The following is a 14,380-nucleotide window of genomic DNA, read 5'->3' as shown; positions in this document are numbered from 1 at the left end:
CCTATTTACGGCACAGTTCTTTAACCGGAATACCCGCTTCAGCTTCTTTTAAAATAGCGACGATTTGATGTTCAGTCATTTTTTTTATAATTAAATCCCCTTTTCTTTTATCATAGAGAATTTTCTACTTTTTTGCTGTACTATTTTAGGGGATAGTTACATTTTAATTACATCACGTTTTTTTATTAATAATTGTATTTGACCAAAATTTAAATCATTCTATGAAATTTTCACCTGAAATTTACCGAAAGATCCGATATAATCAATGCAAACAATAGGATTATAGGATAAATAAAAGACAAGCTATGGAACTTTTTTCAATAATTTTACTTCTAGTATTAATTGTATCACTTTCTGGTGTCGTTGTTAAAATGTTACCAATTCAAATTCCACTGCCTCTGATGCAAATATTATTAGGTTGCATATTGGCTGCATTTAACGTTTATGTGGAATTTGATCCTAAATTATTTCTTGTTTTATTTATTCCTCCTTTACTTTTTGCTGATGGACGCAAAACATCGGTAAAGGACTTCATCTATAATGGTAGAGAAATTGTTGGACTAGCTCTAGTGTTAGTTGTTATCTCCATTATTGCATTAGGTTATATTCTTCATTGGATATTACCAAAAGTTGAATTAGCAGCAGGATTAGCTCTAGCTGCAGTACTATCTCCAACTGATGCCGTAGCATTAAGTGGTATTGTCGGTAAAGGTCGTATTGAAAAAGAAAAGATGGAAATCATTGAAGGAGAGGCTTTAATGAACGATGCTTCTGGCCTTGTTTCATTAAATTTTGCCATTGCAATCGCAGCCGGATTATTGCAGTTTGATCTATTACAAATTAGTGTTACATTTTTTGTTGTTGCGATTGGTGGTTTAGCTATTGGTGTTATATTTACTTGGTTATATGCTCGTATCTTACGTAAAATAAATCAATTGACCCACAATGATCCTGCAATTCAAATTGTATTATTATTCCTACTTCCTTTCGCAGCTTATATTATTGCAGAAGAGTGTCATTGCTCAGGTATTTTAGCTGCAGTAAGTGCAGGTATGACCGTAAATCATTCTGGTATGATGCGAAATGCACCATTAACTACACGTTTACAATCAGATAGCACTTGGTCAATGTTAACTTTTGTATTTAATGGATTTGTCTTTGTCTTATTAGGTATTCAGTTACCAAAAATTTTGAGTAATACCTTTACCGAAAACCAAACCGATACATCAATTGAAGTATGGCAATTATGTTTAATTGTTATATTTGTTTTTGCAGTATTAATGGGAACACGATTTGCTTGGTTATGGGCGATGAAACATATGCCGACAATGCCATTTGGAACAAAACGACCTCTTGCATTTAGATCATATTCCAATCGAGATCTACTTATTTCAACATTTGCTGGGGTTCGAGGTGCTATTACTTTAGCTGGTGTATTATCTATTCCAATGACAATTGCCGGTCGATATCAACTTGTTTTTATTGCAACAGGAATCATTCTAATTTCGTTAATTGTAGCAGTAATCGTCTTACCTATTTTATTACGAGGTAGTGTTATTTTAGATAACTCAGAACAAGATAATGAAATTTTGACAGTGAAAGGTCATATGGCCGAAGAGGCAATTATTAGCCTAGAAAAAATGCAAAATAATTTACTCCAAGAAACAGCTGAAGACCGAATGGATCAAGAAATTATTCATGAAGTTGGATCACGTGTTATTGGCTCATTACGACGTAGAACGGGACTTAAAGATTTAGAACAGAAAGCACTTGAGGCAGAAAATTTAGAAAGACGTATGCGTTTAGTCGCTATAGGTGCAGAACGAACAGCCCTTTTACAAATGAAAGTTCGTAATGAAGTTAGTGAAGAGGTTTTTGAGCATTTAAATACTGACTTAGATATTTATGAAAAAATGATTTCTGGAGATGTATAAATGATAGAAAATCATCAGTTTCTAGGAAAGATACATTCAGCATTTGTGAATAAAGCCCCACAAGCATTGGGGCTTACCTTACGTTGTATTCCATTTAACTTAAAAAAACAGGTTATTGAGCAGTTATTACAATTACAATTTAAACATTCTCTAGAAGATGGCGATCTTAATTTTTTAGAAAACCGTTGGCTTAAAATAGCAGTTACCGATCTAGGACTTATCTGGTTTGTTAGCCTAATCAACAATAAATTAGTTGTGAGTCGAGAAGAAATTCCCGATGTGAGTTTTATTGGTAATGCTAATGATTTAATTATGATAGCAACCAGACGACAGGACCCTGACACCCTATTTTTTCAACGTCGCTTAATTGTTGAAGGAGATACTGAATTAGGTCTTTACGTTAAAAATCTAATGGATTCAATTGAATTAGATAACATGCCTAAATTTTTAAGACTAACGCTTGAAAAGCTTGCAAACATCATTGAAAGCGCACCTACCAATTAAAAAAGATCTTCTCTGATTTAACATTTAGATAAGATCTTATCGGTACTATATCTGTAATAAAAATATCTAATATAGTAAAACAATTACGAGCAAAGAAGCACAATGAAAAATAACCGAGAACAGCCAAGTTTTTACTTTCATGTGTAATAGTCTTTACTTAATCTGACAGTCAAATTATTTTATAACGCAAAAGGCGAGTCAGAAATGAATCAAACCGCCAAAATCATTAAACCAAAATGAGGACTGCTAAAATTAGCTAAGCAACTCGGTAACGTTCAACAAGCTTGCAAAGTCATGGGATACAGTCGAGATAGTTATTATCGCTTTAAAAAACTGTATAAGCAAGGAGGAGAGCTTGCACTTCAAGAAATCAGTCGTAAAAAAACTATCGAAAAAAATCGGGTAGAGCCACATATAGAAAAAGCCGTTGTCAATATGGCCTATGAATATCCTGCTTATGGCAACATCGAGTTGCCAATCAACTTCGTCAAGAAGGCATAATGGTGTCAGGAAGTAGTGTACGCTCGATTTGGCTACGTCATGATTTAGAAAGTTTTAAAAACCGCTTAATAGCCCTAGAAACAAAAGTGGCACAATAGTGATGCTACTGACTGAAAATCAATCACAAGCCCTCGAAAAAGCCAAAACATCACGAGAAGCACATGGTGAAATAGAGACACATCACTGGGATATTTATGTGCACAAGATACTTATTATGTGGGACATATTAAAGGCATAGGAAAAATATACCGACAAACATTCATTGATACTTATTCAAGACTCGCTTTTGCTAAAGTATACCGTTACACAAGCCTAATAGTAACCTTATGGTTAAAGCATTAAATATGGCAATACAGCGGCGTAAAGGAGAAAGCTCAACTTTATTTCATTGCGATCAGGGAATTTAATATCGCAGTGAACAGTTCCAACAGATATTAGCATCTTATCAAATTACCTTTAGCATGAGCCGAGCAGGAAATTGCTTAGACAATGCCGTGACTGAGCGATTTTTTAGATCATTAAAATCAGAAAGGAGCAACTATCGAGATTATGTAACCAGAGAGCAAGCAGTAGCTGATATTATTGATTACATCGAACCTATTTATAATCAAAAAAGAAGACATTATAAACTGGGATTTATTTCACCTGCAGAATTTGAATACAATTTACTAAAAACGGCCTAAGATTGTCTCCAAGTTTTGTTGACAGTTACAAGCCAAAAAAATAGCTTTCATTACTCTTGGTAACTCTGAAGGTGGTAAAGAAGGCATATTTTGCTTATGGGCAACTTTAAACACAGCTCCTATTTTACCAGTTGAATTATATTCAATCAGATCATTGTTAACAGCATAAGTCATTACTCTATTAATTCGTTGTGATATCCTCTTAATAGTATCTAGTTTACCGGCACATTCAACAGGTTTAAAGCTTCAATAAAATCTTTTGCTTTTAGCTGTGAGATGGGTATATCGCCAAGGCTAGGATAAATATAATTAACAAATGAATTTTTTATTCGCCTATTGTTCCACTAGTGATATCTCTTGAGTTCTGTTGTTCAAGCCATCTTTCAGCCACTTTATAAAATGTATTATCTTTCTCTTTTTTGTCTTGCGTTAAATAATGTGATTTCTAGGTAACTTCCAAAGCTAACTAATGTGCGTTTTTTTGAATCAGGACTAATATAATTAAATCGCCAAATTTTAGAGCCATTAGACTTAATTAATAAATATAAACCACTGCCATCTGATAAAGTAAAATCCTTTTCCCTTGGCTTGGCTGACTTGATTTGAGTATCATTTAGAGGTTTTATAATCTTGACCATGTTATACGAATTTAAGTTATATTTGAGCGTATAACATAATATATAACATAAAAGTTTGAATTTCGCTAAATCTTCTTGAACTTAGTTAAACATTAAATTAGCTAAAAAGCTTGTTAGATAAAGTTTTTTTGAACGTTATTGAATTTGGATTAATTGAGAAATGGTGGGTTGTGAGGGGATCGAACCCGCGACCAATTGATTAAGAGTGACATGCATTATTTTACAGTATAAATTTAATTTATTATAAATCAATAAGATAACAGGTTAACCAAACCAATTGATGTATATTTATTCACTATTTTTTAGTTTATTTTACATTAATTACGGCACAAATATGTCACAAACATTTTTGTGATCTGCTCTCTATAATTTCACTCCATAAATTCACATCAAAAATAAATCATCATAAAATATCTCAAAAACTCACACATAACTTATCATGATAACAATAAACTACTACATACCAATTTACATAAGAATGACGCCCGACGATTACGAAATAGAACTATCGGGCGAATGCTACATTATCAACAGCGACGACGAGCACAATTTTGTGCTATATCAAACGCTGAAATCACAATATGATATTGCCTATTTTGTGATGCTACATGGCGCTGTTGAGTATTGTAAGTTGAAGATTGATAGTATTATGCGATGATGTTATCAATTGCTACTGCATTTTTTACGCCTCCCGTTTTATCAAAGGCAACAGCATAATAATCAAAGCCATTCCTGAGCCTAAAAACCACTTCCCCGTTTTCATTGCTCTTGTGTTTTGATATCAAGTCGCCGTTTAATCTTGAATGTAAAAAAACTTCTTGGGATGGCAATAGGGTTCCGTCTTGATCTTTAACTTTTGCTGTAACATATGTTTTATTCAATAACCAATAAATAATATCATTGACTATGTTTATGCCGTCCGCTGTTAATTCAATATCAAACATATAACCTATAAATGCACAATCAGCTACAAAAGGATTATCATTTAAATTTAAATCACCTTTGCGAAATACAGCACTAACAACAGAAAGTTTTTGATATCCACTTGCAAATCTGTAAATCACTAATGGAGTCATTTTTTTGGTGTTGTACTATTGTCGTTATAGATATAATAAACCCAGTTCGATTTGTTATTTGGGGGATAATGTGAAATTTCTTTTTTATTATAATTCATTGAAATAACGTCTTTATTATTTATAACTGTTGAATTATATAAACCATTTGAATAACTTGGTTGATTTGAAATACCGAGGGATAACAATGCTCCATTTGCGTAGTCATTACCACCGGCTATGACGGGGATCCCTTTGTCAAAACATTTTTTTATTGGTTCTCCCGCTTTTTTTTCATATGAATTTCTATAATCCATAATTAGTTCAAATGTTGATAAAAAATCTTCCGTGTAATCGCTTGATGTTGTATCGCAAAAAACGACTTGATGATCTTCGCTAAGCGCAGCTAACATCGCGTCAACGTAAGATTTATCATCACTACAAATAACTATTTTTGCCATATTTTAATCCTTAAATGTAAATTCTAATTTATTTCGTTTTTCTTCATTAAAAATAAACTCAATGTCATTACCAACAACGACACTATGTCTAAATTTTTGACTGGATTCTATACTACTTTTAATGCTAGATAATTCAATAGATAAGTCCCCTTTTTTTAGATGACTAATATCAAATGAAAAGTGTGGTTCTTCGATTATTGTGTCAATGAGAGTGTTGGTAAAATGGCGCAACACAACGTGATATTTTACATCTGGCTCAACTGTTACATTGCTCTCGTACCAGCCAACCATAATACCTGAGGTTTGCTGCAATCGATTTCTAGACGACCAATTAATTTCAATTTTTTCACCGGTTATTGACGTTGGATAATAAATACCGTTAATTGTTACGTTTGCTGGCGGGTATGGTCTAATTGCTCTACCCATGATGTCAACAATCTTTCCTGATGCATCTTTTGGATCGATTGAACTGGTTGATGTTCGGGTGATGATACGACAATCAACCTTATCACCTTCGCAATACTCCTCGGATTTTAGTGTTAACTGACCGCCACAAAAATAAACCTTGCTATTTTGTTTGTGCTCTGCTGGGATTGTATCGAGACAACCGCGTTTCACGGTTAATTCATCGCCATTCCTAGATTCAACGAATAAAATTTCATCATCAATTATGACCCATATGTACTCATCGTTTTCTAATGCGCTACTTAATTTTATGACTGATTCCATTCTATCAATTTGATGAGATAATTCTCTCATTTCGCAATTAGTTATGCTTTCTGCGTTATCAAAATCGCTTGACAAAGAAGTAGCTAACCCAGCAAAAAGCGCATTTTCGGGTAAATTACAAATTGCCGCTGAAATTTGGCCTGTTAAATCATTATCTTCTAATAACTGATCAACTACTTTTTGTCCGTAGTTATAAACTAGTTCATAATATGGTGCTTCCATGATAATAAAGTTTTTGACTGGTTTTGCTACATCTTTATCAACTGGAGATGATATCGGCGGTTGAGAGTTAACAACCGATGTTGTCGGTAATGAAAACACATCACGCGAGCATTCAATCGTCACCTGATTGCTTTTTTGCGTGCCGTAATCAACCGATATTATACGCATAACAACACGGTCCAACCCCAATAGAGGCATGTTTAACAAAAACACGTCACCTCGACTCAAAATTCTTCCATCTAAATTAAGTGTTAACGTAACAGAAGCCAAATCTGATGATAAATACGCTAGATCCCTCATTGCAAGTCGAGAAGCTAATGAACGACTATAAACAGTATCGTATGTAACCGTTGTATTGTTTTCTCTACCAGCTATTGAGATCAGAGCGTCATCACGAACCGTGACAGAATTAATCATCTCAGTAACAATGTTTTTCTTAATATCCGAAATTTTTACTATATTTGTTTTATCAAAAACGAGTAAATCATCAACATTGTAATTATTTCTGATTAATTTTATTTCAAACTGATTTGTTTGTGGGTTTTGATCTAGTACACAATCTGCCGCTTTTTCAATATTTTTTTTTAAATCTTCGAATTTACTCTGATTATTCCAAAGATAAGATAATCCTAGATTTTCTCTGTAAAATGTATCTGCAGCTCGCTTAAACGATTCTTCGTTAATAATATTTTGTATTGATTGAGAATTAAAACCTGTATATTGGCTTAAAACCAACTCTCTGAGTATGTGCGCAGGGTTCATGTCTGCATTAGCACCATTAATTGCATACATCATCGTGTCATAAATAAGCATAGAGTTTGAGCCGTCAATAACGGGGACGCCATCAACTGATGTGTTATCAATCTTTGAGCTTAATGACACGTTGTGATTATCAACATTAATATAATAAATATTGACGTCTCTACCATTAGCCGCACTAAATGCACCAGATCTATTAATTAAATCATGAATATTTTTATTGTTAATGGAATCAACGTCCTCAAGCTCTCCATCACTCACAAAAATACAACAACGATTCATGTCAAGATTACCCAAGTCGTGAAAAAAGAAACTGAAGCATTCAAAACAGTTTCAAGATTTTCGCCACCAACAATTATTAAGTTATCAATAAACGATAAAAGAATTGGAATATCATTTTTTGATACTTTTCTGATTAATCTAGCTTGCGGTGAACCGCCTTGATATGTTGTGATCAATATATCTAATCTTGACGAATTTAGATCCATTGACGTTTCCAGTCTATTAATAGCCTGCTTCATTGCTGTCTTTAGTGCATTTATTCGCGAACCACTCATGCTAGCAGACGTATCTAAAATGAAATGTATAGCAACATTATCCAGCACATCACCAATTCTAATTTCAGAACGCTCGTTATACCATTGCGGTGTTTTTTTTGCATCCTGATAGTGGATACGTTGAACAACCACAGAAATGTCTTTTAAATACGGATTATTACCCCAATAAAAATGCTTAAAAACTGCACCTGCAACATAACGATATGCCGGTACAATTTGCGAGATTTTATTAGCTAGATAACTATTTCTATTATGATTATCATGCCCAGAATAAACATCAAAAGCACCAGAAACCCCGCCTTCTCGTGAATCACCACCAAAAAGAGATGGTTTATTAATCAATAACGTTCCATCTTGCACAGCTCCTTATAACTATTAACCTCTACACCATGCCAAATCGGGTTGTCTGGTAAAATTTTGAGGCATTCCTCTTTGGCGATGTATAGTCCCGCCACATTACTATCAATTGTTTTATTTTTACATGTCATTTTTTAGCCTATCTCATCATAAGTAAAATCTACTATTGTGTTTGTTCGATAAAATCCTTGCTCACTATAGAGCTCTTGAATTCTACCGTTTTTAAATTTGACGGGACCGTCAATATGTCTGTAACTATCTCGAGCTAAAATCGCAAGATAGCGCGACAATTCAACTCCATTTAGCGTTGATTTTGGCACAAACATCTGCAACATAAAATAACCCTCAGTTTTATAACGATTACGCCAAGGTTCTACATCCAGAATATTACAACCAATCGTCGCTTGTATTTCTTTAACTTTCCATAGAGAAAATCGAAAAAACACTTATCTCTGTCTGGTTTGGTAAGTTCATCTTTACCCTGCCAGATGATCGTCGGCTTATAACCGATTTCGTTTTCCGCCTTTTTTCCCACTTTTTAACAAAAATGGATTTAATTAAATCATGGGCTTCTTCATAGTTTGTTGTCATACAAGCACTTCCATATAAAGCAAATCAATATCAGCAGGAGCTAATATTTTTATTTTTTCTATCGTAAATTGCTTACCTCCCTTTTTGATTTTGTCGTTTTTTTCTGGAATATAACTGCCAGCAGGAATTAGAACAATATCGTTGTCTTCTGTTATTTCAGTGTTCAACCACTCAAAATATCGCTCATTGCCACCAGAAACAAATATCATAACGGCGTTAAAAGTTCTTGTTTCCACTCTATAGCTTTTCCACTCTTCAGCTGATGGAATTGCAATAGTTCTAGTAACCTCGACTTGTTGACCGAACTTATCAATTAGCCGTGTTGCCGTTTTTTTGCTCGTAAATAAAATGACATGCTACCCCCTGCATATTTTGGCTGTGTTACTGGAATAACAAAAACCATTCAAAAGACGATTAATAAAAGGCAGTTTTGGCAAATCGTTTTTAGATTTTGGCGCGTAAGTGATGCTTACAGTCCCTGCAATCGATTCACTTAATACCTCTTCTCCACCGGGAATGACTGGTAAAAAATCGATATCATTAGAATTAATGGCTAAATAACATTGCGCATCAATAATTTGCTTGGGTATTGAATTGCTGGGAGTTTCACGAGAATCTTTGACGATATCTTTTCGTGGCCATGATAAAGGTTGTGCTTTATCGGTAGGGCTACCTTTCCAATTCAGCGTTTCCAAATAGTCCATAGCTTTATTAAGTAAGATAATAATCTTTTCATCTTCATTCGGTAGTAATAAACCCCTGTTTATTGCAAACTGCCTGCAATCATCAACGGATGCGTAACTGTTAAACCCGGCTGAGTTAATATCAGTATTAAGCATATTTTCACCTATTTAACTTTCCATCCCTCTTGCTCCCAGTGTTTTACCATGTCAGGATGGACTTCCGCTTCATAAGGTTCAGCACCAATTATAGGGTTTAACATTGTGACAGTATTTTTTTGTTCTTCTGTATTAACAGCGTCTACTTCATTGATGTCTTTTTTCTTAGCCATTTTTACTCCAAAAGGGGCATAAAGCCCCTGTTATTAACCCAAAATAAGCGCTGCATGGCGAGGTGCAATAGATTTAACACCCCAAGCCAGACCAATTTCGTAACGGATTTGTTTGTATTGTCGATATAACGCAATTTGGAATGTAATACCAGACACTGGATCTGTTACATTCATTACGTCATCTGCGCTGTCTCCGCCTAACAGCATTGCTGGCGTACGACAAGCGAGTAAAAATGCTCCGCGGTCAAATGCCATGTTGGCCACATAGTCACCACCAACGGTAATAGCTGTGTTATCCGCTAAATCTTTACGTAATCCGGGTTCGCAAAGCGTGATAGAGCTAGCATTTGCAGCTGCGACAACATACTTATTAGTGTCACCAGCAAAGGGCACTATATCGCCAGCATTAAATGCTCCGCTTCCTGTATCAACGGCGATGATGCGATCACCCTCGGATTTTGCTCCATTAACTAAATAGCCAGTAGCGTTGCTTGATTTAACGCGTTTAATACCTGCTGATGTGTGGATATTGAACCCCTCAACGCGACCAATAATACCGTTGCGCAAAAGCTCATCAGTACCAGCTTCGTTATTTTTGAATAATACAGATTGCTTACCACGAATTTTGGCCATTGCATCTGAACCAAGAACCATTTGCAAATCAGAACGAGGCGCGCCGTTGTCTTCAAGAATTTTAAGTGCTTCTGAAAAATCACTTAAGTCGTCTTTTTCACCAAACGGCGTGGTACCTGCTGTACCTGCAGCTCGTGAAGCACCGTAAAATAAGCCACCTAAATCGGAATCAACTTCATTAGATAAAGCTCGGAATCCTTGCGCAAACTGGTCAGCTAAGATTTTGTTGTACTGCCCTGTTGGCCCAATCGCTAATTGTTCCTCACCATTCCATTTTACTGGTGCCATTTTTGATTTTGTGATCTCAACATTAACAGTACCAATATTTTGGTCACCGTCGTTCGGTGCGGTCGCTGCAGGGTTAATGTCAACTAATTGTGCAGCAGGTGTAACGTGAGCGGTTACAGTTTGTCCTTTTGCAGCACCATCAGCTTTTGTATCACGAGCAACAGCAGGAATAAAACCAACTTGTTCACGAGATACGACGTCAAGCGCGGTGTAAATTGTAGGGATAAGAAGCGCGTGAGTAAATCTTATTCCCTGATTGGTCGTAAGCGACGACTTTGCCATCTTCAATCTTGAAAGATGAACCAAATCGTGACTGTACAAAATCAGGTGGAATAGCTACTTTATCTTGAATGTATTTCGAACTATTAAATCGTCCGCCAATCATTTCGTTATAAAGTTGCGATTTTAACGCTTCACTTTCGGCTTTCGCTGTATCAACTTGCGTTTGATAAACCTTAGTGATTTCAGCTTTGACTTTGTCAACCTCGCTAGCACCAATTAGTTTTTTCTGATCTAACTTGGTAACAATGTCCAAAGCCTCAATAGCTTTTGCAGGATCGGTGATGTTGGCAAACTTTTTTAACTCCGATTCAACTTTTTCTTTGGCTTCACGATGCGCTTTCACTTCACCATTTAAAGCTGAAATTTTGTTAAGTGAGGCTACAGCATCAAAAGGGATTTCCTTTCCGTCATCATGTACATAAACAGGATTGCCGTTTTCGATAACTGCATAAGTTGTGCCATTTACATCAATTGTTTTTAATTTCATAAGTTCTCCGTCTTCCGACTGTTAATGGTTTTCCAACCGTTTCACCACTTCGCATCCGCTCTGTGGCATAAAATAAAAAAGGTCGCATATAGCGATCTTGTAATAGATAATTAATAGTTAGTGTGCACGACGTAGTTCGTCTAAAGTTAAAAAGCGACCATCTCTTGTAAAAAATTGATCTACTGTTATTTCTCCATCTCGCAACATGCGAGCACGTTCAACACCCAAAATCTGTTCCTGACGTTCCTGTGATTGTTTTTTCAACCACTCAAGATACGATGTTTTAGCAGGAACTTGACCATCCATTGAATCTCTCGTGCCGTCATCGTCATTAGTAATGATCCCTATTTCATCAAAGGACCGAACAACTAATGTTTCGATTGATCTGCAACAAAAATGAATGCGACCCGGTCCGTCACCATATGAAACATTATGCCCAATCGGTTCGTTATCTAATGTGTACAGCAATGAATCTCTAATCATACAAGTCGGTGTTGTTCGATTATCAAGGACTGATACCCATTGTTTACATTTGATAATTTTGTCATTTTTTTGCGCAAAAACCGATTGAACTGTCGTTGATGTATTAGATATAGCCGTTTTAATAATTGATGCAGCGTTTACAGCAACAACAGCAAGTACGCTGTCTCTATAATTTTTATCTTTTGTGCCTTTTATTTTTTCTAGCGTTTGTTCGTTACTATCGCCTTGCGCATATGAGTTTCTAATAGAGTTAACTACCCGATTAATCCGATCCTGCTCTAATTTTTGTCACCAATCCAATAATTTCATACCTTGGAACGGTTTGTTAAATATCAAAGAGAGTAATAATTCAGATTTAATATTTTGTAACTTGTACTTCGAGGTAACATTTGGTGGTAATAAACGTTCAAATAACGATAATCGATAGCTATATTCATATTCTGAAAATTTAGACATTTCATCACTGATAAGCTGAGTTAAACCTGCTATTTCAATATCACCTTGTAATTTTGATTTTAGCGTTTTTATTTGAAAGTTCGTGTGTGACATGTCATCAAGCGCAATGTATAACTTTGCCATTAACTCGCGATTAGATTTATTGATCAAGCGAACAGATTTTTGAATCAAATAACTCACATAATTTAGCAACATTACATAATGGTAGATACTTTCATCGCGTAATTTTTCGTTAATCGTCATAAGTCGGCCGATCAAATTTTAGTGCTGCGTCTTTTAGCTCTTGAATAATATCCTGAGGCTTCATATCAGCATTGATTAGCCCAAGGCGTTGATAAGCGACAACAGCATCAATATCACGGATATCACCAGTTTGTCGTAACGATTGAATTGCTAACGCGCCAGTTGCGTCGATTGTTTTTCTGGCTAGTTCAACCTCGGTAATTACATCAACATTGCCGTCATTTTGTAACCCTATCCACTCGGCCATTAGGTCTAATATATTATCTAACGAATCTTCGAGAGAAGACGCCATGATGAATAACGGCGAATTAGCTTGCATCTTCTCTTCTTGAGTTTGCTCAACCGATTTCGTCGAGGTGTTTTGGTATCGGAGTAATTTAGCTCCAGCTAAGCGCATTTGCTCTACTAACTCAGCAAGTGATTCTTTACCGGCATTCACTGAAACACCTGAGTGCTCGACGTATTCAAGACCCTGACTACTTCTATCATCGAATTTTGTAGCGCATGAACTACCGATTGTTAACTCAGCACCATCTTCAAGCCCAAAAGCGGTCAGGATTGGCACTCGTGCTACATGCAAGATGTTGTCTTGCTCACTTTGACTTTGCCAATGATTAATATTAAGCAAAGCAAGATTAAGTAACGGAGGAGTCCCTCTCATGAACCCAGTTTTTTTAGTGTAGAGTGTTACAAGTGTGATTTTTTTTCTTGATGTTTCCCACTCTTCATGCAATGCCCATTGTTTATTTTCACTATCTTGTCGCCATATTGATTCATGCCCGATTTCAATGTGCCGGATTTGTTCGATTCGAGATTGGCCGTAATTATCTTTATCTATAATGATATTTTCTTCAATGCGCAATTCAGTGAGTACAACTTTTCCACCCTCATTTTTTGATTTCCAACCAATAATTTGACTAGGGTTAAGCATTACAACATATGGACGAGCACCGATTTCGTTTTCCTCGGCTTTTGTTCTGACTTCTTTATTGATTCTAGGGTAATCAACTAAAGCGTGCGCCAAATCGTATTGCATTGCGATGCTAAAAAACTCTTGCGCCCAAACGTCAAGACAAGTTCCTTCAAGATCGATGTCTTTTGCAAACTCAATCAGCTTAGCAGGCACTGTGTCGCTCAATTTAATTGGTGAGGCAAAAACTCGACCTACATTTTGTTTAATCGTTTCTTCGTAAGCAGGAAGTAACGTGGCCACTTGTAGACGTTTTTTATATGAATCTCGCTCTTCATTAACCCACCTTGGCAAATACTGCTCGCCCAGTTGTCTCATGTTTAGCGTTCCACCCATTAGCGCGTCGTTAATATCCCACGCTTCGATCATGTTATTGTAATCAAGATTTGGAGTTAAAATGTCTGCCATAATTTATATCCGTAATTGTGTAACTTTGCCACTTGGTTTGTGTTTATTTCGATTAGCCACAGCAAAATATCTAAACGCATCCGCGCCGTGTGATGTATGGTCATGTAGCGGTTTATCTCGCCAACAGCCG

Annotated in this window: 17 protein-coding genes and 2 pseudogenes; 5 read left to right on the top strand and 14 right to left on the bottom strand. The window is 35.9% G+C overall.

Annotated features, from left to right (window positions below):
• Positions 1 to 305: 305 nt before the first annotated feature.
• The 4 genes and pseudogenes from GQ594_RS11405 (at position 306) to GQ594_RS12530 (ending at position 3,622) form a co-directional block, all read left to right on the top strand.
• Positions 306 to 1,934, top strand: coding sequence for a Na+/H+ antiporter (locus GQ594_RS11405; RefSeq protein ID WP_160399873.1), 1,629 nt, complete (start codon positions 306 to 308; stop codon positions 1,932 to 1,934).
• Entirely contained in the window at positions 1,935 to 2,438 is a 504-nt protein-coding gene (gene ubiT, locus GQ594_RS11400) for a ubiquinone anaerobic biosynthesis accessory factor UbiT (RefSeq protein ID WP_160412981.1), read from the top strand.
• A 243-nt stretch (positions 2,439 to 2,681) separates the two neighbouring features.
• Positions 2,682 to 3,260 (top strand): annotated as a pseudogene (locus GQ594_RS11395) (helix-turn-helix domain-containing protein); the annotation flags it as partial.
• Between the two features lie 110 nt (positions 3,261 to 3,370).
• Positions 3,371 to 3,622 (top strand): IS3 family transposase, encoded by a 252-nt coding sequence (locus tag GQ594_RS12530; RefSeq protein WP_337189494.1) that lies wholly within the window; start codon positions 3,371 to 3,373, stop codon positions 3,620 to 3,622.
• A gap of 30 nt (positions 3,623 to 3,652) precedes the next feature.
• Here GQ594_RS12530 and GQ594_RS12095 read toward each other — a convergent pair.
• Positions 3,653 to 4,260, bottom strand: a pseudogene (locus GQ594_RS12095) (phage integrase central domain-containing protein); the annotation flags it as partial.
• Between the two features lie 439 nt (positions 4,261 to 4,699).
• Between GQ594_RS12095 and GQ594_RS11380 the strand changes: the two are divergent.
• The gene (locus GQ594_RS11380; RefSeq protein ID WP_160412975.1) at positions 4,700 to 4,918 is read left to right on the top strand and encodes a hypothetical protein; all 219 of its coding nucleotides are present in this window, start codon (positions 4,700 to 4,702) and stop codon (positions 4,916 to 4,918) included.
• On the opposite strand, the gene GQ594_RS11375 is transcribed toward GQ594_RS11380, so the two are convergent.
• The 13 genes from GQ594_RS11375 to GQ594_RS11315 form a co-directional block, all read right to left on the bottom strand.
• Positions 4,908 to 5,336: a hypothetical protein gene (locus tag GQ594_RS11375; RefSeq protein WP_160412973.1), complete on the bottom strand. Its 429-nt coding sequence runs from the start codon at positions 5,334 to 5,336 to the stop codon at positions 4,908 to 4,910. The genes GQ594_RS11380 and GQ594_RS11375 overlap by 11 nt on opposite strands.
• Positions 5,333 to 5,773: a hypothetical protein gene (locus GQ594_RS11370; protein ID WP_160412971.1), complete on the bottom strand. Its 441-nt coding sequence runs from the start codon at positions 5,771 to 5,773 to the stop codon at positions 5,333 to 5,335. The genes GQ594_RS11375 and GQ594_RS11370 overlap by 4 nt, the downstream gene beginning before the upstream one ends.
• 3 nt (positions 5,774 to 5,776) lie before the next feature.
• On the bottom strand, positions 5,777 to 7,765 hold the full coding sequence (locus tag GQ594_RS11365) for a phage tail protein (RefSeq protein ID WP_160412969.1): 1,989 nt from the start codon (positions 7,763 to 7,765) through the stop codon (positions 5,777 to 5,779).
• Positions 7,762 to 8,400, bottom strand: coding sequence for a VWA domain-containing protein (locus tag GQ594_RS11360; RefSeq protein WP_160412967.1), 639 nt, complete (start codon positions 8,398 to 8,400; stop codon positions 7,762 to 7,764). Before GQ594_RS11360 ends, GQ594_RS11365 begins: the two co-directional genes overlap by 4 nt.
• A 131-nt stretch (positions 8,401 to 8,531) precedes the next feature.
• Positions 8,532 to 8,732, bottom strand: a complete 201-nt coding sequence (locus tag GQ594_RS11355; RefSeq protein WP_160412965.1) for a hypothetical protein — start codon at positions 8,730 to 8,732, stop codon at positions 8,532 to 8,534.
• 252 nt (positions 8,733 to 8,984) lie between these two features.
• Positions 8,985 to 9,224 carry a hypothetical protein gene (locus GQ594_RS11350; RefSeq protein WP_160412962.1) on the bottom strand — a complete coding sequence of 80 codons (240 nt, stop codon included), beginning with the start codon at positions 9,222 to 9,224 and terminating at the stop codon, positions 8,985 to 8,987.
• A 120-nt stretch (positions 9,225 to 9,344) separates the two neighbouring features.
• The gene (locus tag GQ594_RS11345) at positions 9,345 to 9,827 is read right to left on the bottom strand and encodes a DnaT-like ssDNA-binding protein (protein ID WP_160412959.1); all 483 of its coding nucleotides are present in this window, start codon (positions 9,825 to 9,827) and stop codon (positions 9,345 to 9,347) included.
• A gap of 8 nt (positions 9,828 to 9,835) precedes the next feature.
• Positions 9,836 to 10,000, bottom strand: a complete 165-nt coding sequence (locus tag GQ594_RS11340) for a hypothetical protein (protein ID WP_160412957.1) — start codon at positions 9,998 to 10,000, stop codon at positions 9,836 to 9,838.
• A 33-nt stretch (positions 10,001 to 10,033) separates the two neighbouring features.
• Positions 10,034 to 11,203 (bottom strand): P22 phage major capsid protein family protein, encoded by a 1,170-nt coding sequence (locus tag GQ594_RS11335; protein ID WP_160412955.1) that lies wholly within the window; start codon positions 11,201 to 11,203, stop codon positions 10,034 to 10,036.
• The gene (locus GQ594_RS11330; protein ID WP_160412953.1) at positions 11,121 to 11,690 is read right to left on the bottom strand and encodes a DUF6651 domain-containing protein; all 570 of its coding nucleotides are present in this window, start codon (positions 11,688 to 11,690) and stop codon (positions 11,121 to 11,123) included. The genes GQ594_RS11335 and GQ594_RS11330 overlap by 83 nt, the downstream gene beginning before the upstream one ends.
• Positions 11,691 to 11,807: 117 nt before the next feature.
• Positions 11,808 to 12,173 (bottom strand): hypothetical protein, encoded by a 366-nt coding sequence (locus GQ594_RS11325; RefSeq protein WP_160412951.1) that lies wholly within the window; start codon positions 12,171 to 12,173, stop codon positions 11,808 to 11,810.
• Positions 12,174 to 12,461: 288 nt separating this feature from the next.
• The gene (locus tag GQ594_RS11320; protein ID WP_160412949.1) at positions 12,462 to 12,872 is read right to left on the bottom strand and encodes a hypothetical protein; all 411 of its coding nucleotides are present in this window, start codon (positions 12,870 to 12,872) and stop codon (positions 12,462 to 12,464) included.
• The gene (locus GQ594_RS11315) at positions 12,862 to 14,250 is read right to left on the bottom strand and encodes a DUF4055 domain-containing protein (protein ID WP_160412947.1); all 1,389 of its coding nucleotides are present in this window, start codon (positions 14,248 to 14,250) and stop codon (positions 12,862 to 12,864) included. Before GQ594_RS11315 ends, GQ594_RS11320 begins: the two co-directional genes overlap by 11 nt.
• Positions 14,251 to 14,380 lie beyond the last annotated feature (130 nt).

The sequence above is a fragment of the Gilliamella sp. Pra-s52 genome (assembly GCF_009795805.1).
Lineage (GTDB): Bacteria > Pseudomonadota > Gammaproteobacteria > Enterobacterales > Orbaceae > Gilliamella.
Note: the sequence above shows the minus strand (reverse complement) of the source record. Positions and strands in the feature narration are given on the sequence as shown.

Bases quoted from the DNA above. Each gene is read 5' to 3' on its own strand.
- GQ594_RS11405 (WP_160399873.1), top strand. From the start codon at position 306: ATGGAACTTTTTTCAATAATTTTACTTCTAGTATTAATTGTATCACTT.
- ubiT (WP_160412981.1), top strand. From the start codon at position 1,935: ATGATAGAAAATCATCAGTTTCTAGGAAAGATACATTCAGCATTTGTG.
- GQ594_RS11380 (WP_160412975.1), top strand. From the start codon at position 4,700: ATGATAACAATAAACTACTACATACCAATTTACATAAGAATGACGCCC.
- GQ594_RS11375 (WP_160412973.1), bottom strand. From the start codon at position 5,336: ATGACTCCATTAGTGATTTACAGATTTGCAAGTGGATATCAAAAACTT.
- GQ594_RS11370 (WP_160412971.1), bottom strand. From the start codon at position 5,773: ATGGCAAAAATAGTTATTTGTAGTGATGATAAATCTTACGTTGACGCG.
- GQ594_RS11365 (WP_160412969.1), bottom strand. From the start codon at position 7,765: ATGAATCGTTGTTGTATTTTTGTGAGTGATGGAGAGCTTGAGGACGTT.
- GQ594_RS11355 (WP_160412965.1), bottom strand. From the start codon at position 8,732: ATGTTGCAGATGTTTGTGCCAAAATCAACGCTAAATGGAGTTGAATTG.
- GQ594_RS11345 (WP_160412959.1), bottom strand. From the start codon at position 9,827: ATGCTTAATACTGATATTAACTCAGCCGGGTTTAACAGTTACGCATCC.
- GQ594_RS11340 (WP_160412957.1), bottom strand. From the start codon at position 10,000: ATGGCTAAGAAAAAAGACATCAATGAAGTAGACGCTGTTAATACAGAA.
- GQ594_RS11335 (WP_160412955.1), bottom strand. From the start codon at position 11,203: ATGGCAAAGTCGTCGCTTACGACCAATCAGGGAATAAGATTTACTCAC.
- GQ594_RS11330 (WP_160412953.1), bottom strand. From the start codon at position 11,690: ATGAAATTAAAAACAATTGATGTAAATGGCACAACTTATGCAGTTATC.
- GQ594_RS11325 (WP_160412951.1), bottom strand. From the start codon at position 12,173: ATGATTAGAGATTCATTGCTGTACACATTAGATAACGAACCGATTGGG.
- GQ594_RS11320 (WP_160412949.1), bottom strand. From the start codon at position 12,872: ATGACGATTAACGAAAAATTACGCGATGAAAGTATCTACCATTATGTA.
- GQ594_RS11315 (WP_160412947.1), bottom strand. From the start codon at position 14,250: ATGGCAGACATTTTAACTCCAAATCTTGATTACAATAACATGATCGAA.